The sequence below is a fragment of the Saccharopolyspora hattusasensis genome (assembly GCF_050972075.1).
Classification (GTDB): domain Bacteria; phylum Actinomycetota; class Actinomycetes; order Mycobacteriales; family Pseudonocardiaceae; genus Saccharopolyspora; species Saccharopolyspora hattusasensis.
This window is the reverse complement of the sequence record NZ_JBPCDC010000001.1, coordinates 5,333,917-5,352,310: the sequence shown is the minus strand read 5'-3', so window position 1 is coordinate 5,352,310 and position 18,394 is coordinate 5,333,917. Positions and strand designations below refer to the sequence as shown.

General features: G+C 65.9%; 21 protein-coding genes, 1 tRNA gene and 1 pseudogene. 4 read left to right on the top strand and 19 right to left on the bottom strand.

Annotated elements, in window-relative coordinates; translation table 11 throughout:
* Window positions 1-125: 125 nt before the first annotated feature.
* Both tnpC and ACRXBZ_RS25505 read right to left on the bottom strand, forming a co-directional pair.
* Window positions 126-1,298: an IS66 family transposase gene (gene tnpC / locus ACRXBZ_RS25510; RefSeq protein WP_433881236.1), complete on the bottom strand. Its 1,173-nt coding sequence runs from the start codon at window positions 1,296-1,298 to the stop codon at window positions 126-128.
* Window positions 1,299-1,319: 21 nt separating this feature from the next.
* Window positions 1,320-1,589 carry a DUF6444 domain-containing protein gene (locus tag ACRXBZ_RS25505; protein ID WP_433881235.1) on the bottom strand — a complete coding sequence of 90 codons (270 nt, stop codon included), beginning with the start codon at window positions 1,587-1,589 and terminating at the stop codon, window positions 1,320-1,322.
* Window positions 1,590-1,713: 124 nt separating this feature from the next.
* Between ACRXBZ_RS25505 and ACRXBZ_RS25500 the strand changes: the two genes are divergently transcribed.
* Window positions 1,714-2,916, top strand: a complete 1,203-nt coding sequence (locus tag ACRXBZ_RS25500) for a PucR family transcriptional regulator (RefSeq protein ID WP_433881234.1) — start codon at window positions 1,714-1,716, stop codon at window positions 2,914-2,916.
* Window positions 2,917-3,084: 168 nt separating this feature from the next.
* Here ACRXBZ_RS25500 and ACRXBZ_RS25495 read toward each other — a convergent pair whose 3' ends face one another.
* From ACRXBZ_RS25495 to ACRXBZ_RS25445, 11 genes and pseudogenes are all read right to left on the bottom strand, one after another.
* A complete protein-coding gene (locus tag ACRXBZ_RS25495; RefSeq protein ID WP_433877661.1) occupies window positions 3,085-4,863 on the bottom strand; it encodes a reverse transcriptase/maturase family protein in 1,779 nt (592 codons plus the stop codon).
* Window positions 4,864-5,662: 799 nt separating this feature from the next.
* Window positions 5,663-5,887, bottom strand: coding sequence for an integrase core domain-containing protein (locus ACRXBZ_RS25490; RefSeq protein ID WP_433881233.1), 225 nt, complete (start codon window positions 5,885-5,887; stop codon window positions 5,663-5,665).
* A 55-nt stretch (window positions 5,888-5,942) separates the two neighbouring features.
* Window positions 5,943-6,038: pseudogene (locus tag ACRXBZ_RS25485) on the bottom strand (ISAzo13-like element transposase-related protein); the annotation flags it as partial.
* 112 nt (window positions 6,039-6,150) lie between these two features.
* Entirely contained in the window at window positions 6,151-6,621 is a 471-nt protein-coding gene (locus ACRXBZ_RS25480) for a hypothetical protein (RefSeq protein ID WP_433881232.1), read from the bottom strand.
* Window positions 6,622-6,773: 152 nt separating this feature from the next.
* A complete protein-coding gene (locus ACRXBZ_RS25475; RefSeq protein ID WP_433881231.1) occupies window positions 6,774-7,964 on the bottom strand; it encodes a hypothetical protein in 1,191 nt (396 codons plus the stop codon).
* 21 nt (window positions 7,965-7,985) lie between these two features.
* The gene (locus ACRXBZ_RS25470) at window positions 7,986-8,282 is read right to left on the bottom strand and encodes a hypothetical protein (RefSeq protein WP_433881230.1); all 297 of its coding nucleotides are present in this window, start codon (window positions 8,280-8,282) and stop codon (window positions 7,986-7,988) included.
* Window positions 8,283-8,373: 91 nt separating this feature from the next.
* Complete coding sequence (locus ACRXBZ_RS25465) at window positions 8,374-8,637, bottom strand: SAV_915 family protein (protein WP_433881229.1); 264 nt, start codon at window positions 8,635-8,637, stop codon at window positions 8,374-8,376.
* Between the two features lie 446 nt (window positions 8,638-9,083).
* On the bottom strand, window positions 9,084-9,347 hold the full coding sequence (locus tag ACRXBZ_RS25460) for a hypothetical protein (RefSeq protein WP_433881228.1): 264 nt from the start codon (window positions 9,345-9,347) through the stop codon (window positions 9,084-9,086).
* Window positions 9,344-9,604, bottom strand: coding sequence for a helix-turn-helix domain-containing protein (locus ACRXBZ_RS25455; protein WP_433881227.1), 261 nt, complete (start codon window positions 9,602-9,604; stop codon window positions 9,344-9,346). The genes ACRXBZ_RS25460 and ACRXBZ_RS25455 overlap by 4 nt, the downstream gene beginning before the upstream one ends.
* 45 nt (window positions 9,605-9,649) lie before the next feature.
* Window positions 9,650-10,033, bottom strand: a complete 384-nt coding sequence (locus tag ACRXBZ_RS25450) for an RNA polymerase-binding protein RbpA (protein WP_433881226.1) — start codon at window positions 10,031-10,033, stop codon at window positions 9,650-9,652.
* Between the two features lie 2 nt (window positions 10,034-10,035).
* Window positions 10,036-10,290: a hypothetical protein gene (locus ACRXBZ_RS25445; protein ID WP_433881225.1), complete on the bottom strand. Its 255-nt coding sequence runs from the start codon at window positions 10,288-10,290 to the stop codon at window positions 10,036-10,038.
* Between the two features lie 814 nt (window positions 10,291-11,104).
* Here ACRXBZ_RS25445 and ACRXBZ_RS25440 point away from each other — a divergent pair.
* Together ACRXBZ_RS25440 and ACRXBZ_RS25435 are read left to right on the top strand one after the other, a co-directional pair.
* A complete protein-coding gene (locus ACRXBZ_RS25440; protein WP_433881224.1) occupies window positions 11,105-11,950 on the top strand; it encodes a helix-turn-helix domain-containing protein in 846 nt (281 codons plus the stop codon).
* Window positions 11,951-11,959: 9 nt separating this feature from the next.
* Complete coding sequence (locus ACRXBZ_RS25435; RefSeq protein WP_433881223.1) at window positions 11,960-12,163, top strand: DUF397 domain-containing protein; 204 nt, start codon at window positions 11,960-11,962, stop codon at window positions 12,161-12,163.
* Window positions 12,164-12,540: 377 nt separating this feature from the next.
* Here the strand turns inward: ACRXBZ_RS25435 and ACRXBZ_RS25430 are convergent, their stop codons facing one another.
* Both ACRXBZ_RS25430 and ACRXBZ_RS25425 read right to left on the bottom strand, forming a co-directional pair.
* The gene (locus ACRXBZ_RS25430) at window positions 12,541-12,918 is read right to left on the bottom strand and encodes a tyrosine-type recombinase/integrase (RefSeq protein ID WP_433881222.1); all 378 of its coding nucleotides are present in this window, start codon (window positions 12,916-12,918) and stop codon (window positions 12,541-12,543) included.
* 98 nt (window positions 12,919-13,016) lie between these two features.
* A tRNA-Ala gene (locus ACRXBZ_RS25425) sits at window positions 13,017-13,092 on the bottom strand.
* 254 nt (window positions 13,093-13,346) lie between these two features.
* Here ACRXBZ_RS25425 and ACRXBZ_RS25420 point away from each other — a divergent pair.
* The gene (locus ACRXBZ_RS25420) at window positions 13,347-14,597 is read left to right on the top strand and encodes a phenylacetate--CoA ligase family protein (RefSeq protein WP_433881221.1); all 1,251 of its coding nucleotides are present in this window, start codon (window positions 13,347-13,349) and stop codon (window positions 14,595-14,597) included.
* Here ACRXBZ_RS25420 and ACRXBZ_RS25415 read toward each other — a convergent pair.
* From ACRXBZ_RS25415 to ACRXBZ_RS25400, 4 genes are all read right to left on the bottom strand, one after another.
* The gene (locus tag ACRXBZ_RS25415; protein ID WP_433881220.1) at window positions 14,580-15,209 is read right to left on the bottom strand and encodes a UdgX family uracil-DNA binding protein; all 630 of its coding nucleotides are present in this window, start codon (window positions 15,207-15,209) and stop codon (window positions 14,580-14,582) included. The two genes, ACRXBZ_RS25420 and ACRXBZ_RS25415, sit on opposite strands and share 18 nt — an antisense overlap.
* A gap of 3 nt (window positions 15,210-15,212) precedes the next feature.
* On the bottom strand, window positions 15,213-16,553 hold the full coding sequence (locus ACRXBZ_RS25410; RefSeq protein ID WP_433881219.1) for an NAD(P)/FAD-dependent oxidoreductase: 1,341 nt from the start codon (window positions 16,551-16,553) through the stop codon (window positions 15,213-15,215).
* Window positions 16,546-16,785, bottom strand: coding sequence for a DUF6158 family protein (locus tag ACRXBZ_RS25405; protein WP_168586752.1), 240 nt, complete (start codon window positions 16,783-16,785; stop codon window positions 16,546-16,548). Before ACRXBZ_RS25405 ends, ACRXBZ_RS25410 begins: the two co-directional genes overlap by 8 nt.
* A 201-nt stretch (window positions 16,786-16,986) precedes the next feature.
* Window positions 16,987-18,258 (bottom strand): MFS transporter, encoded by a 1,272-nt coding sequence (locus ACRXBZ_RS25400; RefSeq protein ID WP_433881218.1) that lies wholly within the window; start codon window positions 18,256-18,258, stop codon window positions 16,987-16,989.
* Window positions 18,259-18,394: the final 136 nt, after the last annotated feature.

The following is an 18,394-nucleotide window of genomic DNA, read 5'->3' as shown; positions in this document are numbered from 1 at the left end:
AATGCCCATTGCTGATACACCGTTGTGTGGCGGGATCACATACGGAACGACCTGGGTAAACATTCACGTAGCTGATTGTGGGCATGATGGGTCCGCTGTGGACCATGAGTGAAGTGTGCGGCGGCTCAGGCAGGTGCCTGGCTCGGTGGTCGCCAGGGGTTGCCGGTGAGGGCCCGGCGTATGGCGGTCATGACGTTGATGCCGTGCTTGCGGGCAGTGTCGATGTAGCTGCGGATGTCGAGCCGGTCTTGGGTTACGGTTTCGCTGGTCAGGCGGCCGGAGATTTTCTGTTGCGTCTTGGTGGGCCGCAGGTCTCTCTCGCTGATGTTGTTCGTGGGCCAAATCCGGGTGTCGGTGGTGAAGCGCAGAACGTCGGCCTGGCGGCTGCGGCAGAACTCCAGCAGCTCGCGTCCGGGGCGTTGCGCGGTGGAGTGCCGCGGCCCGGGCACCCGTGGCACCTGCGACAGGCCGACCAGAACGGCACTGCGGAATTCGCTGGCGTGCTCGTCGCGGACCTCTGTGGCGATCTCGGGCAGGCCGGTGTCGCGGGCGGCGTGCCATGCGATGATCAGGCCGCGCAGCGCGCGCTGCGCCTGGGTGGGCCAGTGCGCATCCGGGTAGGTCTCGGCGGCGTCGGCGAAATCCCTGAGCAGGTGTGCTGCGCAGGCCTGATGCCCGGTGAGCTTGTCCCAGCGAGTGTGGAAGTAGTTGCAGTAGCGGTCGTGTACGGCCACCCCGGCGAAGGCGGGCAGGATGCCGAACTCGGCGAACGACTCCAGATCGCGGCCGCCCAGGTGGTAGGCGGTGGCGTTCTCGGTGGAGGCCGACAGCACGTACTTCTTCTCACCCGCCGCGCCGCAGCGCACCGTGGTCTCATCGAAGCCGACCACATGCGCCAGCGTGATCAGCGATTTGATCACGGCGACGACCTCGGCGACCGCGCTCGCGCACCGGGCCAGCATGCCGTGCACGAACCCGTCCGAGGGCCCGGTCCCGCCGGTCAGGTCGACGATCAACTGCACGCACCGCTGCACCGGAACGTGCTGGTAGACCAGCAGATACACCGCCAGCGACTTCAGGTTCGGCCCGTAGCTGGAGGGTGCGGTCGACACCTCGTCCGGCAGCTGACCGACATGTTCGGCGCCGCAGCCGCAGCGCACTCGGTACACGTCGTGCTGCCACACGGTGATGTGCACCTCGGGCAGGTCGTGCACCTGGTGGGAGCGCTCGATGCCGACATCACGGGCGGCGGCCAGGTCCGCCCCGCACCCGCAATCGCCGTGCGGGCGGTGCGGCACCGTTTACTCCGGCACCGCCACTTACTCCGGCACCGCCACCCAACCCAGCGCATTACCCTTGGAACCCTTCTGCTTGCCACGTTTACGTCCCGGGTTCTTCGCACGCTTCGGCGCGGGCTTGGCCCGGCCCGGCAAGTCATCCGTCGAGGGCGGCATGGAGGAGTTGCCACTGTTCCGGGAAGTCTGCCGCTCCAGCCGTTGCACCCGCTCCTCCAACGCGGCGTTCGCCTCACGCAGCTGCACGACAAGCGCGATCAGCTCCTCGCGTGATAGCTCCTCCAACCCGGACAAAAGCCAAGATCATCACAGAAACCCGCCCCGACGTCACGCACCGACACAGGCCGAGATCAACTACCAACCTGAATACTTACCGACCGGGGTGGACGGCTCTCCCGGTGTCCTCCATAGTGTCGAAATGCTGGATGCGAAGGTGGGCGGCAACCCGCTACCGTTGGAGCCGTTCGTGAACTGGCTCGACCAGCACGGACGCCTGAAATTCTCCGGGCTCGCCGATCAGCTCCACGCCGAGATTCCCGAGCTCGGAGCGGCCGATCCGGACACGCTGGAGGCGTTGCGCGCGGCCATCGTCTCGCACCTGCCGGGCATGCGCGCCACCCTCATGGGTTCGAACCCGGACCCGCATCTTCCGAAACCGGCGCAGGATTTCGCGTACCTGATGGCTCGCTCGAACATTCCCCTGTCGGCCGTCCTTCGTTCCTACGAGCTGGGCCACGCCGCCATTTGGAACGAATTCACCAGCCATCTTCGCAAACAGCAGTCGTGGACCGTTGCGCGTCGCGCCGAGGCGCTCGAGTCGGGTTCCATCCGCATGTTCGAGTACATGCAGTCCATGACCGGCGAGACGATCACCACCTACAACCGGGCTCGCGACAGCCTCATGCGGGCCACGAATTCGCGGCGCAACGAGATCGTCCGCGCCGTGCTGTCGGGCAACGGGGGCGTGCGCGAGCTGAGAGAGCTCTTCGGTTATCACATCGATGAGGTGCACATCGGGTACGTGGCCTGGAGCGTCGACCCCATGAAACACGAGGAGGTATCCGAACTCGCACGACGGGAGCTCCTCGGGTTCGCTCGGCAACACGTCTCCGTGACCACCGATTCCTCGGTCATCCACGGCTGGTTCACCCCGTGCAAGAACTCGACCTTCGACGACCTGGCCGCGGTTTCGCTGCCCAGGACCATCCGGCTGACTCTCGGAACCCCGCGCCGCGGAATCCGCGGGTTCCACCACACCCACCGGGAAGCCCTGTCGTGCGTCGACCTGACAGCGCTCCACACTCCCGCACCGACCCGGTTCCCCGACGTCGCGGTCACCGTGCTCGCCACGCAGGACCAGGAGATGGCCGCGCGGTTCGTCGATGACCACCTCGGGGCACTGCGCAGCCACGAAGACGGCGAACGTCTGATCAAGACGCTGCGGCACTACATGGACGCACACGCGAGCCCGACCCGGTGCGGTCAGCGCCTCGGCATCCATCCCAACACCGTGACCCAACGCGTTCAGCGCGCGGAGACGATCCTCGGCCGCCACCTCGACCCCGCCAGTCTGGCGCTACGCCTGGCCCTGGACCTCGAGCGCACGATGGAGTTGGAGTAAACGACGGCCCTTGCGCTACGCGGTCGACAGCACCCGTGGCAGACCCTATGAGACTCCACTGGACAGGGTGGGCCGCGCGGCGAGGTTCCTGCTGAGCAGGTCCTTTTCCGGCGCGGCCTCCCTCCGAACCACGCGGACTAGTTTCCCAGTACGTGGCTCTCCAGCGATCTATGCCGCGTTCGCGGCGGGGTGCCCGTGATGGATGGCCTGGTGGCAGGGATGGCAGACCACGAGGGTCTTGCGGCGCATCCTGGTCATGAGTGCCGCCCAGACGGGCTGATCTGGGCCGGGTTCCCCGAGTTGTGTGAGTTTGCGGACTTGGTGCACGAGCACCTTGGCCGCATCGCCACACAACTCACACCGCCGCTTCAGGAGCCGGGAGACCAGCTCCTTACGGGGATGAGGAACCGGCATGGGGACGCGGTCGTGTAGCTTTGCGTCCCTGTTCCGTGCAAGGGGTATCCCGCCGAACCGTGCGACCAGTGGCTGCTTGCCGTCGCGTTCGACGCGGGCTTCAAAGCAGGTGCGCAGCCCTCGCGGTGTGGAGATCTTGGCCTTGTGACGGGCCGCCATCTTGCTCACCGTGGAGTTGTGCTTTGCCGCCAGCGTCTTGAGCATCGACGTCTCGGCGACCCAGCGGAGCCGGGAGAGCCGCCAGACGTCGATGGCGAGCAGGTAGTACTGGACGATGCCCCGGTATTCGTTCCCGTAGGTCTTGACGATGTCGTAGTCGTCGAGATTCTGCATGGGACTGCGGTGCCACGGTGTGCCGTGTCGCAGGTAGGGGGCGCTCTTGGCCGTGATCACATCGAGTGGCACCCGCAGCGCGATCTGTCCGTTGGCCGTTCGACGACCACCGGTGATGCGGGTGTCGTTATGTTGGGTGATGATCTCATAGCCGAGGTATCGCGCTGCCCGGGTCCGGGCGTGCGTGATCAGTGTCTTGTCGGCGGATAGTTCCAGATTGAGTTCGTCACGCAGGAACGTCTCCAGCTGATCTTTGATTCTCTCGGCTTCGACCTTGGGTCCGGTGAAACCCAACAGGTGATCATCCGCGTAGCGCGAATAGCGCAGCCGCCGATAGCCAGAATCATGGGGATCCCCGGCCGGTAGGCGGCGAAGCTGGCCACGCAGTGTTCGGGCCTTGGCCCGATCGCCGCGTCGTCGCGCTTCCTTCAGACCGTCCTTGATTTTCTGGTAGGCAGGATTGCGAGCCCTGCGCTGCCCTTGGGTGTGTTGCGGGATAAGAACGGTCTCGACAAACTTGTCCAACTTGTCCAGGTAAATATTCGAGAGGATGGGCGAGGCGGTCCCACCCTGTGGCGCACCGCTGAGGGTGGTGTTGTATACCCAGTCCTCCAGGTATCCGGCCCGTAACATGTTGCGTATCAGCCGCAGGAACCGTCCATCATGGATCTTTTCCGCCAGGATCTTGATCATTATTTGGTGATCAAGACTTCCGTAGCAGTCGAAGATGTCTCCCTCGATGAACCAGACCGTGCCGGTCCAGGTGTTGGTGATCTGCCGCAACGCGGTGTGGCAGCCCCGGCCGGGACGGTACCCGTGCGATCGGTCGGAGAACTGTGGCTCGTAGTAGGCCTCCAGAAGCAGGCGCACCACTTCGCCAACAAGTTTGTCCGACCAGGTGGGCAGCCCAAGCGGACGTAGCTTCCCGTTCTTTTTCGGGATGTAGGTCCGCCGTGCGGGAGAGAATCGGTAGCGTTCGTGACGCGTTGCTTCGATGATGGCGTTGATTTTCTCCAGCGACATGCCGTCCGCGGTTTCCTGGCCGACCCCGGGCGTCATCGCACCTTGGTTGGCGTAGATGCGTCCGTAGGCCAGCAGATACAGATCCTTGTTGAACAGTTGTCGATACAACTCGTTGCACGGCAGACCTTTCCTGCCGCGTTCACGGAGGACACCCAGCACCGTTTCAGCACTCTGCATTTCGCATCCTTCCCGGTCTCGATGGTGTCCGATCACCTGTGCCCCTTCGCCCTGCGGACGGCCTTCCCGTCCTCCTTGGCAGGTCGTCACTCCTGCGACTACTACGGGCACTCTGTCGCCGTAGGGCTCGCGCCCCGTAGGCGATCCCACGTTCGTCCTTGAATACGGTTCTAGCGTGACGTAGGCGACCCACTCATCTCCTTGAATGTCCTCATTGGACATCGCTTCGCCTCAGAAGGTTGCAGCAGGTGGATTGACACCCTGCCGCATGAGACGACACCGGTTTCAGGCGTTTTCTTCCGGCGGGCGTTCAGTTGCACCAACTGGAGATTGGGCTTCAGGCAATCCAGCTTTCGCCATATCACGCCGGGTCCCCCAGCGCGCCGCCCCACACGCCTGGGCACGACCGCTGGTTTTCTGGCATGCTATTTTCCCTTGCGCTCTTTCGGGCTCCGGTCAGCCATCAGACCCAGAAATCCACCTCCAATCTCTCCCTGCTGAGCAGGGCATATATCCAAGGCGCCTCGTGGCGCAGCAATCCCCTGAAACCGTAGAGGGTTGATTTGTGGGGATGTTGTTGGTTGTGGTCAGCGCCGCGCTGCTGGGGCGGGCGGGGCCGTGGGTCCTGCCCGTGCCGCTGCGCGTTAGGGGCCGTAGAGGCTCCGGGGTCTAGGGCGGGCCGTAGGCCCGTCGCGTAGCGATCGCGAAGCGACCCTTGAGGCCGGAGGAGCGGCCCCGTAGCCTTGCGCGGCGCGGGCTGGTGCGTCACCGTGGCGGCGAAGCCGCCTCCATTGGTATTTCATGCCGCCGTTCTCCGATCCGGCGGTGCCTGCGGTGCGTTCGCCTCAGTGGCTCGTGCGTGTTCGTAGGCGATGGGGCTGAGCATGCCGTTGGTGGAGTGGCGGCGGACGGTGTTGTACTCGTCGATCCACGCGGCCACCGACGACCGAGCCTGCCCGCGGGTGGTGAAACGACGTGTGCCGAGCAGTTCGAACTCCAGGGTGGAGTTGAACGACTCGGCCACCGCGTTGTCCAGCGCTTATCCGGCTAATGATCTCGGTTTCCGGTGATTGCCCAGTCAATTCCCTGGCAAGGTTGCGGGTCGACTTCGTCGTCCAGCGCAACGGCGATTCCGGATCTCCGCGGGTACCGGGTTCGATCAGAGAATTCAATGCATCGACCAGCTCCGGGGAGGATTTTTATCATGGAATCACCCTCACAACACTTGGGTATATTAAGGTACAAATAAAATTCATATCCAAAGCCACACCTCGGGCAGACTAGCGATTAATTCGCACGCAAGCCCAATTTGTCCACAGCCCTGGAGTTAGCCTTGGCGCTGCCGCGTTGGACGGAGTAGAGGATTCCGTTGTAGACGAGGTCCCAGAGTGCTTGGTTGGCTTGGAGTTCCCGGATGTTGAGCGAGAGTTCGGTGCCTTTTTTGTCGGTGAACTCGACGTCCCATGCCAGCCCGCCGCTGGTGCCTACGACCTTGACTTCGGTGATCTCATAGAGGTCAATATGGCCGTTCTTGACGGCAAGCCAGTCCGCGCCGGCGGAGATTCCCCAGCGGTCGACGATGAAGATCTGCCATGCCGCCCAGATCGGGGCCGGAGCTATGACGAGCGCCCATAGCTGCCAGGTGTCCATCCACCCGAATCCCCAGTCTTTGAGGGTGACGATCACGAAGCACAAGGCGGACGCGAAGAGGCTGGACATCCAGACCGAATCGATCGTGCCGTGGTACCACTCAAGCACTGGCCCGCGCCCCTCCGGAGCTTGCGGATACCGCGCAAGTTTTTCCGACCTGCGGGGAAGTTCTCCGAACGAAGTGGACCGGGGTGCTTGGGGCGGCCGAGGTTCGCCGGTTTTCGGGTTCGGACGTGGGGGGGTGACGGTCACAGCAGTCCTTATCGGGTCATCTTCGGGTTGATGTCTTCAAGTTTCTTCCCGATGTTGATCATGTCGTCGCCGAACTCGTCGATCGCGAAACCGACGCCGACGCCGACGACGCCGCCCGCGATGGCTCCGGGTGGGCCACCGATCGCTGCTCCGACGACCGCACCAGCGAGCAGGCTGCCTGTGCCGCTGGCGACCGCGATGGTCGGATCCTTGCCCTGGATGATGTCGTAACCGACTCCAACGCCGGTAGCGATGAGCCCCAAGCCCGGGACGATCTTCCCGATTCCCGCCGGGCCTTTGAGGTACGGGCTGGCAGGCTTGACGCTCTTGGGGACGAGTTTGCTGTCAAGGCGCTGAAGTTCTCGCTGCACCCGCGGTGGGAACCGCTCGATCACCCGTGCCGCTCGCGACGCCGCTGCCTGGTCCACCGCCTCCTTGGCGGCCAGTTCGTTGGTGATCTGAATGGCAGCAGCCCTGGTGCGGAACGCAAGGCTCAGGTTCTGGCTCGTGGTGAGCTTCGCTGCACGTTCGGCCTTGCTGATCGCCTCATCGGCGAACTGGTGGGCCTTGCTCGTACGCACCGCTGTCGCGCCGATGAATCCGCCAGATATATCGGTGAGGGTCAGCGACAGTTTCACCGGGTCCAGCACACCGGACAGGAACCGCACCAGGATGTGCTGCGACTGCGATTCCTTGTCCCGCGCCTCTTTCACGATCTGGACGGCCTGCGCGTAGGCCATCGCCTTACGGTCGAACGCCGCTTGTGCTTCGACCGCCGCCGCATGCTCCCGTCGAGACTCCGGAGTTCGCCCTCCTCCCGGCCCCAACGGTTTCGGGGCAGGTGGAGCCGGTCCGGGCTCCTCAATCTTGAATCCGTTAACGAAAAGCCCACCCAGAGCGGCTACGTCGCGGGCCCGCTGCATCATCGCTTTGACGGTGCGCAGATCATCGGCGTGGGTCTGCAACTCGCGGCAGGTATCTTGCAGCGCCCGGACTTCAGTGTCGGCCATCTTGCCCGCGGCGATCAGCACGGCGCGGAAGCCGTCAGCCGCAGCACCTTTCCACCCGTCCTCGGACTCGGCACTGGTGAGCTGGATCTGCCGTGCCGCTTCTTCGACACCGTCGGACTGCCGGTACGCCCACTCGCAGACAGCGGTCAAGCTGTCGGGGTCGCCCTTGACTTCGGTATCCAGCGACATCGTTATCCCCCTTGGTGATGTTCAGCGTGGTTGCTCGGCCGCGAGCTCGGCGGCCTGGATCGCCGCAGCCTGCTCGTAATCGTGATCGACATAGACAGCGCGGCTTTCCGCCGTTGCGTCACCCACTGCGGCCAACCCGCTGGACACGTTGCCGAGCGCGTTCGTCAGGAGAGCGAGGGCCCCTTGTACGGCTCCCGTGATGGCGCCGGCCTGTGGCTCCGGCGGTGGCGTAGCCTGTGCCTCCAGGTCGGCATGGGCGTTGCGGAGCCGGGCCGCGAGCGCGCCGAGCAATTCCGGATCGGCGTTCAAGTCCGCCATCTAGTCCCCCTGCTGAAACCGCGTATGACGCTGCTCGACGGGCAAAGCCGCATCCCACAACACCACGTCGGCGCCACTGCGGCCTTTGATATCAACGATCTGCTCGCCCCGGCACCGCCACCCATGGCTGGCCATCACCACAGCTGTCCACCAGCTCCTGCAATGACGTGAAAGCCAGCAACGCGCGCTGCCCGTCGGTCGTGTCGCGCATTTCAACAATCACGTCGGTGGCGCCCTTCGTGACCCGCTGGCACGGGATGTATGCCGTCTCTGGAAGGTCTTCTTCCTCGTCAGCCGGCGTGACGTAACCAGCGCCGATCACCGACGGCGCCACGTCACCGTGATCGCGGAGCACGTCGCGGTCTCCGTAAGCCAAGCGTTCCCCCTACTTCGGTGATTTTCCCAGCTGGGCACGATACCGACGTGATCTTCTGTGTCGGTGGCGATGCCGACACATCACTCGAACGGCGCAGACACGACAACGGCCGACGCCGTAGATCATCTCTACCGAGCCGGCCTAGGACTGGAACAGCGAAGAACTACTCAGCCTTCGTCATCGGTCTCGTCATGGTCGACTTCCCCTCCGACTCCAGTAGCTACGGGGTCGACTTCAACGGACGTCGGTATCGGCGGACCAGTCACCTTGGGCTGATCGTTACACGAGTCGGGCATGCGGTGACTCCTTTCGCACACAGTTGAATGGGAGCCGGTCGGTGCCCTGGGAGGGAGAAGCCCGCACCGACCGGCCGGGGGCTCGATGCCGACGATCGGGGACATCGACATCGAGCGGTCTTGAAAAACTCAGGTACCACGGCGGCGCGGCCCGGCGCGGCTGCGCCGCCACTGCCGCGCTTGTGTGGCGATATCCCACTCGTCGATCCAGTCGCGTCCAATGCGGACAGTGGCGATGAGGTGGTTGTCGTCGTGCGAGCTGCCGATGTCTCCGCGGTGCACTGTGAAGACTCCCGAACCGCGGCCCCATCGGAACGTGTAGACCTCGGTCGGCGAGACCTGCTCGACATGCCAGGCCATCGGGAGAAACCGCTTCGGCCCCGTCTTCTTCACAGCGCGATCCGCGACAGGATCGGAACGGGCTCTGTCTCAGTCGGTGACGCGATCGTCTCGACGACCTTTGGCGCCCCGCAGGGCCGAAACTCGACCCCCACCTCAGCCAACAGGAAATGCACAGCGCCGTATGGCCGCCCGGACGCTTCGACCAGTTGCCGAATACTCGCGCCCGCGTCGTACTCGCGCTTCAGATCGACCGCGAGCTTCTCGCGCTCAGGTCCCGTGAGCCGGGTACCTGGCGGGATCTTCCGCACTACAAGACCTCCTTGCGGCAGAACAAAGCGTGAACACGCTGCCGGTCACGGCTGGCACCGTGCCGCAGCGAGCGCGTCGAGCCGCTCGTCTAGAAGCTGCTGCAACTCGGCGAGACTGCGACGCTCCAACACGCGCTCGAAGTGGGTTCTCGACTGGGCTCCCTGCGGCGCTCGCCCGACACCCGGGCAATCGAGACCGGTCGGCGCGGCATCCGTTCCTGCCAGGTTCGAGCGCACCGCCCATAGCGCGTGCTGCCGGCATTCCCACGTCTCGGGTACCGCGCCGTCGGCGGCGAACGTCACCGTGAACGCCTCGCCCCGGGGGCAGACGTACGCCTCGATGACCTTCGCGGCGGGCTCGTAGTCCTCGGGACTCTGGTAGTTCGGCCGCATCCGGGGAAGCGCGCGCCCGAAAATTCGAGCCTCCATGCCTACATCCCAACGATCGCCGCGACCCTGGCCGCAACGTCCTCGGGCAACGCATGCCGACCCGTACTTTCAGCCGCACCGCGGTCGCGCTTGTGCCCGCGCTCGACCTGCTTCCGCAAGTGCGCCACCGTCAGCGAGCCTTCGCCCGAGCCCGTGTGCTGGCCGGTCGGCTCGGCGACATGCATCTTGAACGTGAGCAGCCCGGGTAACACCAGACCGACCAGCAAGCCCGCGAGGAACAGCAGTAAAGAAAACACCCCAGTTCATTCCCTTCCGAAACATCGAGGACACCTCGGCAGGCGCCCAACCACAGACGGATGCGGCGGCGTACACACCGCTCCGCACACAGCGAGCCCCAGCCACACCTGTCCGAACGGGAGCCGCCGCGTGTCGCCAAGCACAACCCGGTGAAGCCGGGCGCTGAACAGTCCCGGCCACCACTCGCCCGAAAACCCAGTCATGCCAAGACATCGCCCGGCACCCACAGATCACTCGGGCGCGAGCGCGCCAACATCGGAGCACCCGGCGAGCCATGAGGCGGGGGTTCAAGCAGGCCGAACACGACGTCGGGCACTGGTCCATGCCGATGCCACAGGGCGGGAGGAGTTCGATCAAGTTCGAGGTCCTCGATCCGAAACCGCGCCCCAATGGCCTTGCCTGGCGCCTCAGCCATGTACATATCCATCGCACCGGCTGACACCCGAATCCCTTGCACAGCGAGCAAGTTGTCCAGCGTGGGCAGGTGCCGGAAGTGGAAGCCTGCCCGGACACTCGCCTCGACAGCCTCGATCGCCGCTCGATGAGCCGAGTCGAGATTGCTTTCCAGGAGTTCCCGACTCGGACGCATCATGTTGCCAGCACCCTCTCGACCATTCGAACCCGTCGTTCGGAGCCCCAGCTGCCTCGCCTGCATGACCGTCATCTCCTCCCGATAGGGCTTCGGTAGCCTCTCGCCCAACGCTTGGCGATCAACATAGACCATGACGGAAGATACAGTCAGGAATTCCTGGTTCGAAATAGACCGATCGGGGTAGTTGGTTCGCGGCGCCGGTTCGGTGGAGGATGTCGAGCATGGTCAACTCAGAAGCTCTGAACCCTGCCGTCAGGCGGGTGCAGCTCGGGATCATCCTTCGGCTGCTGCGCGAGCGCGCCGAGCTCAAGCCGAAAGACGTCGTACCCAAACTGGGCTGGTACGTCGCGAAGGTAACCAAGCTTGAAAAGGGCGACGTGACGATCAGCCTGGCGGAGATCGACCGTCTCATCGAGCTCTACGGCGTCGAGGGCGGAGAAGCGGAAAAGGTCCGCCGGCTCGGGACCGAAGCACGCAAGCGCGACAGGCCCTCGCGCGTACCCGACTGGGGACAGACCTACGTCGCGCTGGAGACCGCCGCGGCCGAGGTCAAGGTCTACGACAGCGAGCTCATTCCTGGCACGTTGCAAACCGAGGACTACGCCCGTGCAGTCCTCTCGTTGTCGGTTGCCAATACAGCCGACGAGATCGAGGCGCGGGTGGCGGAGCGCGTGCAACGCGGCAAGCGACTCCATGCGGACAACCCGCCCTCGCTATGGGTGGTGCTTGGCGAGGCCGCGCTATACCGGGAAGTTGGCGGTCAGCACGTGCTGCGCGCCCAGCTCCAGCACCTCGTCGAGATCGGCCAGCTTCGCCACGTCACGATCCAAGTGCTCCCGTTCAAGACCGGCGAGCACATCGCGCTCGGAACGTCGTTCACGTTGATCCATCTCGCCGACCCGGTGGCAACGTTCGCCTACCTCGAAGGACTCACGGACGCCGATTACCTCGACCGGCCCAGTCACACGGCCGTGTATGCCGAGGTGTTCGATAAGCTGCGAGTGACAGCACTCGGCGACAGAGAGTCGGCGACGTTGCTCGAACGGCGGATCGAGGAACTCACCTAGGAGGGCTACATGCGAGCCCCAGAGCTTGGGCCGGTTACCTGGCGCAAGTCCAGTCGCACCACCGGCAACAACAACTGCGTCGAGGTCGCCGACCTCGCCAACGCCACCGCCGTACGCGACAGCAAAGACCCCCAGGGCGCCGCGTTCGTGTTCGCCCGGTCGACCTGGTCAGCCTTCCTGACGGCAGTGAAGACGGGCGAGCTCGACGGCTGACGAATGAGCCGAGCGCCCCGTCCGGCAGGTGCCGGACGGGGCGCTCGTCATTTCGAGGTATCGCGACCGAGTTTTCGCGCCGAGCTTGGACCTCGCCGGCGTGCCTTGGCGCTCTTGAGCGCCATCGCTGAGAAATGCGCCTTGCGAGCCGACTCCGCTCGTCGGGCGCGCTCCTCGGGTGGCAGAACGCCGTCGGGGTCGACTTCGTGCTCGAACCGGTCGTGAGCCGTTCTACGGGCTGCCGCGGTTCGTGCCGCTCGGTCTTCGGTGTTTGCCCAGGATCGGTGTGCGGCGATCTTCGCGCGAAGGGTGCGCTGTGCCGGTGTCAGTGCCTCGCTCATGCACCAAACACAGCGCACCCGTGTTACCCGATCGAGCTACAGGCGGTCGCCGAGCGCCATTTCGCGGTGCGCGTGCTGGGCGAGCGTTTGCGCGGCAGCCCTGCCGTAGTGACGCACCATTTCGGCGGAAGTCCACCCCATGACTTCCATCAGTGCGGAATCGTTGCCGCCCTGCACCTTCCATTCGTGAGCGAGAGTGTGCCGGAACCGGTGGGCGTGCACCCGTTCAATTCCCGTGTCTTCACCCCGTCGCCGGAGCATGATCTTGACGCCGTTCGCACGCAGAGGCTTCGGCCCCCGACTGGACAGCCACAAGTTCGGCAAATCCGCCCCCGGTTGCTTGGCCGGGCGCGGTAGATCCGGTTGAGTTAAACGCTTGGGCGCGTTTGTGCGCTTACTCCCCATGTCGATCATGCTCCAGTCAAGGTGTCGCCGAACTCAGTGCAACACCTGGTGAAGCCTCAACCCGAGCACAAAAAGAGAGAGAAACACCGTCTGACCTGGTGTTTCCATGGTGGAGCTGACGGGATTCGAACCCGTGACCCCTTGACTGCCAGTCAAGTGCGCTACCAGCTGCGCCACAGCCCCTTGTTCTGTTTTCCCGAAGTGTTCGGTTCGTTCGGTGTTCTTTCCCGAACCGCTCATCTCGTTGTGTGAATACAGTACAACAGGCATCCGGAGGGGTTTTCAGGGGGGGTCCCCCTCTTGGATCTACCCAGGGCTCCTGTCGAGGTGCTACACCCGGGGTCGTGGCGACAGCACAGCGCGTGCGTCCTTCGCTGGTGGCTCCCGAGGCCGAGGGGGCTGATCCCGAGAGACGCCGTGAACTGCAGGAACATTGGTTGCGCAGGTTGGTCGACCGGCTGCTGGCCGCCGGCGGCGTGCAGGCCGGGCGGCTTCGGGACTGCGGCGTCTCGGCGGGCTCCGACGTGCGACTCGCCGATTTGCACCGGTTGCCGTTCGTCTCCAAGCAGGACTTCTGGGATCACTACCCGTTTGGGCTGCGCACCGCCGCCGACGAGGACGTTGTCTGCGTGCACGGCACGTCCGGCACGTGGGGGCGGGCGACGCTGGTGCCGTACACCGCGCGTGACGTCGCCGTGTGGGCGGAGGTGATGGCGCGGGCATTGGGCGGGGCAGGCGTGACGCGGCGCAGCTTCGTGCACTGCGCCTACGGGTACGGCCTGTTCACCGGTGGGCTCGGCGTGCACCACGGGGCGACGCGGATCGGCGCGACCGTGCTGCCGGTGTCCAGCGGCGCCACCGACCGGCAGCTTCGGTTGTTGCTCGATCTGCGCCCCGATGCGTTGTGCTGCACACCGTCGTACGCGATCTACCTCGGCGAGGCGTTCGCGTCGACCGGGATCACCGCCGAGCAGTTGTCGCTCCGGGTGGGGTTGTTCGGGGCCGAGCCTTGGACCGAAGAGATGCGGTTGAGCATCGAGGGGCTGCTGGGGTTGCGGGCGCTCAACATCTATGGGCTCACCGAGGTGATCGGCCCGGGTGTGGCGTGCGAGTCGTTGGACTCCGAGGGACTGCTGAACATCGCCGAGGACCACTTCTACCCCGAGGTGGTCGATGCGGACGGCGAGCCGCTCCCGGACGGCGAGGTCGGCGAGTTGGTGTTCACGACGTTGACGAAGACCGGCGCTCCGCTGCTGCGCTACCGGACCGGCGACGTGGCCGCGCTGGCCGGGCCCGTGCCGGGCTCGGCGCGGACGCTGCGCCGGATGAGCCGGGTGCTGGGCCGCACCGACGACATGCTGGTCGTTCGCGGCGTCAACGTGTTCCCGTCGGAGATCGAAGCCGTGCTGCTGGCCGATCGGCGGGTGGCACCGCACTACCTGATCGTCGAGGACCTCCGCGACCGGTCGCGGCCGGAGCTGCGGATTGCCGTCGAGCCGCAGGACCCGCACGACGACACCGAACTCCTGGCGGACCAGCTCACGGGCGCGCTGCAGGCGCGGCTCGGCATCACGTGCATCGTCCGGGTCCTACCGCCTGACCACATCCCACGCGCCGAATCGGGCAAGGCCCGGCGGTTGGTGCGCTGGGAGCACGACGGCGTCGTGCCGCTACCCGGCCTGGAGTGACCGCAAGGCTTGCGCCGCCACCTGCAGGTCCGCGACGAACCCCTGATACACCGCCTCCCGGTCATCGAAGCGAAGGATCGCCGACGGGTGGATCGTCGCCACCACCTGGGCTTCGTGATCCGGCAGGTCCAGCACGGTGCCGCGTTCCTTGGTGATCCGGAACGACGTGCCCAGCATCGCCTGGGCCGCGGTCGCGCCGAGGCAGATCACCAGGTGCGGCTTGACCACGCGCAGTTCGGCGTCCAGCCAGGGGCGGCACGCGTTCACCTCGGTGCGGGACGGTTTCTGGTGGATGCGCCGCTTCCCGCTCACGCGCTCGAACTTGAAGTGCTTGGTGGTGTTGGTGAGGTACACCTCGCTTCGCCGGATGCCGGCCTCCGCCAACGCGCGGTCCAGCATCCGGCCGGCCGGTCCGACGAAGGGCTCGCCCTTCTGGTCCTCCTGGTCGCCCGGCTGTTCGCCGATCATCACGACCCGCGCGGACTCCGGGCCCGCGCCGAAGACCGCCTGGGTGGCGTCGCGGTATAGCCCGCAGCCCCGGCAGTCCTGCACCGCCTTGCGCAGGCCCGGCAACCGGGCCTGCGGTGGGACGAACTCCTCGGCGCCGGACATGGCTCAACCGGCGGCGCGGCCGTTCGGTCTGGGCAGGCCGCGGGTGTTGGCGGCCTTGACGAACTCGGCTCGGGGGTCGTGCAGTTCGCCGAGCGCGACGACCTGGCGGGGAAACGGCAGTTCCATCAGCCAGTCGCCGAGGATTCGGCCCTTTTGGGATGCAGTCGGCATCCTCATCAGGTGGTAGCCGCGGTGCAGCAGCCACGCCGGGAAGCCCTTGAGCTTGACCCCGTAGACCTCGGCGGCACCCTGGAACAGGCCGAGCCCCGCCACCGACCCCGCGTACTTGTGCTTGTAGTTCAGAAGTTGTTCGCCGCGCAGCATCGCGAGGATGTTGTCGGCCAGCACCTTGGCCTGCCGGATCGCGTGCTGCGCCGACGGGCTGCACAGGGCGTCCGGGTCGCTGCTGGTCAGGTCCGGGACCGCAGCGCAGTCACCGGCCGAGAACACGTTGTGGGTGCCGCGGACCTGGAGCCTCGCCGTGCATTCGACGCGGCCCTTGCCGTCCCTCGGCAGGTCGCTGTCCTCCAGCATCGGGTGTGGCTTTACCCCGGCCGTCCACACCACGGTGTCGGCGTTGAACTCGTCGCCGTCGGAGAGCACCACATGACCATCCACAAAGGACTTCGCGGTAGTGTTCAGCTTCACCTCGATGCCGCGTTCCTCCAGCCGCCCCTTGGTGTACTCGCTCATCGGCGGGCTGACCTCGGGCATGATCCGGCCCATCGCCTCGACCAGCACCCAGCGCATTTCCTGGGCCGAGACCTGCGGGTAGCTGCGGATCGCGTAGCGCGCCATGCTCTCCAGCTCGGCCATCGCCTCGATGCCCGCGTAGCCGCCGCCGACGAACACGAACGTCAGCAGCCTGCGGCGGAGCCGTTCGTCGGTGGTGCTGGCGGCTATGTCCAATCTGGACAGAACGTGGTTGCGCAGGTAGATCGCCTCGCCGATGGTCTTGAACCCGACGCCCTGTTCGGCCAGGCCCGGGATGGGCAGCGCCCGCGAGATCGAGCCGGGAACGACCACCAGCATGTCGTAGCCGAAGTGCTCGACCTTGCCGTCCCCGAGGGTCGCGGTCAGCCGCTGCTGGGCGTGGTCGATGCCGGAGACCTGCGCGGTCAGTACCTCGCAGTGGCGCAGTGCCTCCCGCAGCGGCACTACCACGTGCCGCGGTTCGAGCGAGCCGGCCGCGGCCTCCGGCAGGAACGGCTGGTAGGTCATGTGCGGTTGGGTGTCGATCACCGTGACCTTGGCTTCGCCGGGCTTCATCTTCCGCTGCAGGCGCAGCGCGAGGGTCAGGCCGACGTGTCCGCCGCCGATGATCACGACGCGAGGCTCAGGCATGTTGCGGCTCTCCTCTCGCACCGGAGCGGGTGCGGCGGGGATCCACCGCACGTTCCGGGTGGCGCCGCAGGTACTCCTGTTCGAGCTCGAACGTGCGCGCCGTGTGCTCCCGCAGCGCATCCGGCGAGCCGTGCAGGAAGGTCTCGTTGCGGGTCTGGTGCAGGTGGCGCAGCTCCCGCAGCAGAAGTTCCTCGGCCAGCTCGTTGCCGGGAATTCCGGTGGTCGTGCTCATGTCGTCCTCCCGCATCGGCAGGCAGGCAGATCACGACGCCGCGGGGTCACGACGTCAGTGCCGGGATACCCGACGATCCGCGACCAGACACCTGCCCCTCGTGCGTCCAGCCTGTGGGGCGGCCGGCCGTTCGGCGACTCGATCGAGTTCGCCTGATCCGGACCGGGACGGCGCGCGTTCACCTGGGAAGGATCTCGGGGCTCAAGCCGCCCCGGTGGTGGGTTCGGCGCGGGGCGGGGTGGCCGGGCGGGTCTCCGGGGCGCCGATCCAGGCCAGCAGGCCGAGCACCGCGGTGAAGCCGGTGACGGCGAACGCCGCGCCGTAGGACATCGTGTCGGCGAGCACACCGGCGATCAGCGGGCCGAGGATCGCGCCGAAGTCGGCGGACATCTGGAACGCGGCCAGCACCGGACCGCCCTTGCCCTTCGCGCCGATGATGTCGGCGACCGCGGCGCTCTGGGCGGGGCTGAGAATTCCGGCGCCCATGCCCGCGACCAGCGACGCGGCGAGGAACCACGGGACGGAGTCGGTGACGCCGAGCAACGCGGTGGCCAGACCGGAGACCGCGAGCCCGATGAGCGCCAGCGGCTTGCGGCCGCGCTTGTCCGCGATCCGGCCCGACAGTAGCAACACCGCGGCGTTGCCCAGCGCAAACACTGACAACGCGATGCCGGCCATTGACTGGGTGGAGCGCAGGACTTCGACCACGAACAGCGGGACCAGCGCGATGCGGACGCCGAAAACGGCCCAGCCGTTGCTGAAGTTCGACAGCATCGCCGCCCGGTAGGCGCGGTGGCGCAGCGCTTGGCCGACCGTCATCGTCGGCACGCCGGTGTCGGTCCGCGGCGCGGCCAGCGTGGACTTCCGCAGCATCAGCCAACCGATGAAGGCCGCGACGAACAACGCGATCCCGTAGGTGACGAACGGCAGGCGCAACGAGTAGCCGACCATGATGCCGCCGATGATCGGCCCGGAGACGTTGCCCAGCAGGAAACTCGTTGCCCACACGCCGGACGCGCGACCGCGCAGGTGCGGCGGGGCGAGGCGGACCAGCAGCGCCACGGCCGACACCGTGAACATCGTCGATCCCGTGCCGCCGAGGGCGCGGAAGATCAGCAGCTGCCAGTAGGAACCCGCGAACGCGCAGGCGGCGGTGCTGATACCGACGATGCTGATGCCCCACACGTAGATGGAGCGCTCGCCGAAGAACGACACCAGGCGACCGCTGACCGGCGCGAATGCCAGCCGCATCAGGGCGAACGCGCTGATCACGAGTGAGGCCCCGGTTACACCGACGTCGAAGCTGGTGGCGAACGTCGGCAGCGCGGGCGCCACGATGCCCATTCCGACGGCGACGATGAAGCTGCCGACGACGAGGACCCAGATCTCGCGGGGAAGGGAACCGATGCCGGAATCGCCGGCGTTCTCGACGGGTTCGGTGGTCTCGTCCGCCGTTGCCGAACTGCTCGACACCGCCCCCCCAATGTAGTTAGGCAAACTAAGCAAAACCTGCGGCTGCGGCGCGGTCAATCGAGCAACCGCGCCGCAGCGACTGTTTCGCGAGTGTTAACCGCCCTCTTCTCGCCGCTATTCCGGCTGACGTTCTGTT

Coding starts and splice junctions, on each gene's coding strand:
- ACRXBZ_RS25500 (WP_433881234.1), top strand. CDS start 1,714: ATGCTGGATGCGAAGGTGGGCGGCAACCCGCTACCGTTGGAGCCGTTC.
- ACRXBZ_RS25495 (WP_433877661.1), bottom strand. CDS start 4,863: ATGCAGAGTGCTGAAACGGTGCTGGGTGTCCTCCGTGAACGCGGCAGG.
- ACRXBZ_RS25475 (WP_433881231.1), bottom strand. CDS start 7,964: ATGTCGCTGGATACCGAAGTCAAGGGCGACCCCGACAGCTTGACCGCT.
- ACRXBZ_RS25470 (WP_433881230.1), bottom strand. CDS start 8,282: ATGGCGGACTTGAACGCCGATCCGGAATTGCTCGGCGCGCTCGCGGCC.
- ACRXBZ_RS25450 (WP_433881226.1), bottom strand. CDS start 10,033: ATGGAGGCTCGAATTTTCGGGCGCGCGCTTCCCCGGATGCGGCCGAAC.
- ACRXBZ_RS25440 (WP_433881224.1), top strand. CDS start 11,105: ATGGTCAACTCAGAAGCTCTGAACCCTGCCGTCAGGCGGGTGCAGCTC.
- ACRXBZ_RS25435 (WP_433881223.1), top strand. CDS start 11,960: ATGCGAGCCCCAGAGCTTGGGCCGGTTACCTGGCGCAAGTCCAGTCGC.
- ACRXBZ_RS25430 (WP_433881222.1), bottom strand. CDS start 12,918: ATGATCGACATGGGGAGTAAGCGCACAAACGCGCCCAAGCGTTTAACT.
- ACRXBZ_RS25415 (WP_433881220.1), bottom strand. CDS start 15,209: ATGTCCGGCGCCGAGGAGTTCGTCCCACCGCAGGCCCGGTTGCCGGGC.
- ACRXBZ_RS25410 (WP_433881219.1), bottom strand. CDS start 16,553: ATGCCTGAGCCTCGCGTCGTGATCATCGGCGGCGGACACGTCGGCCTG.
- ACRXBZ_RS25405 (WP_168586752.1), bottom strand. CDS start 16,785: ATGAGCACGACCACCGGAATTCCCGGCAACGAGCTGGCCGAGGAACTT.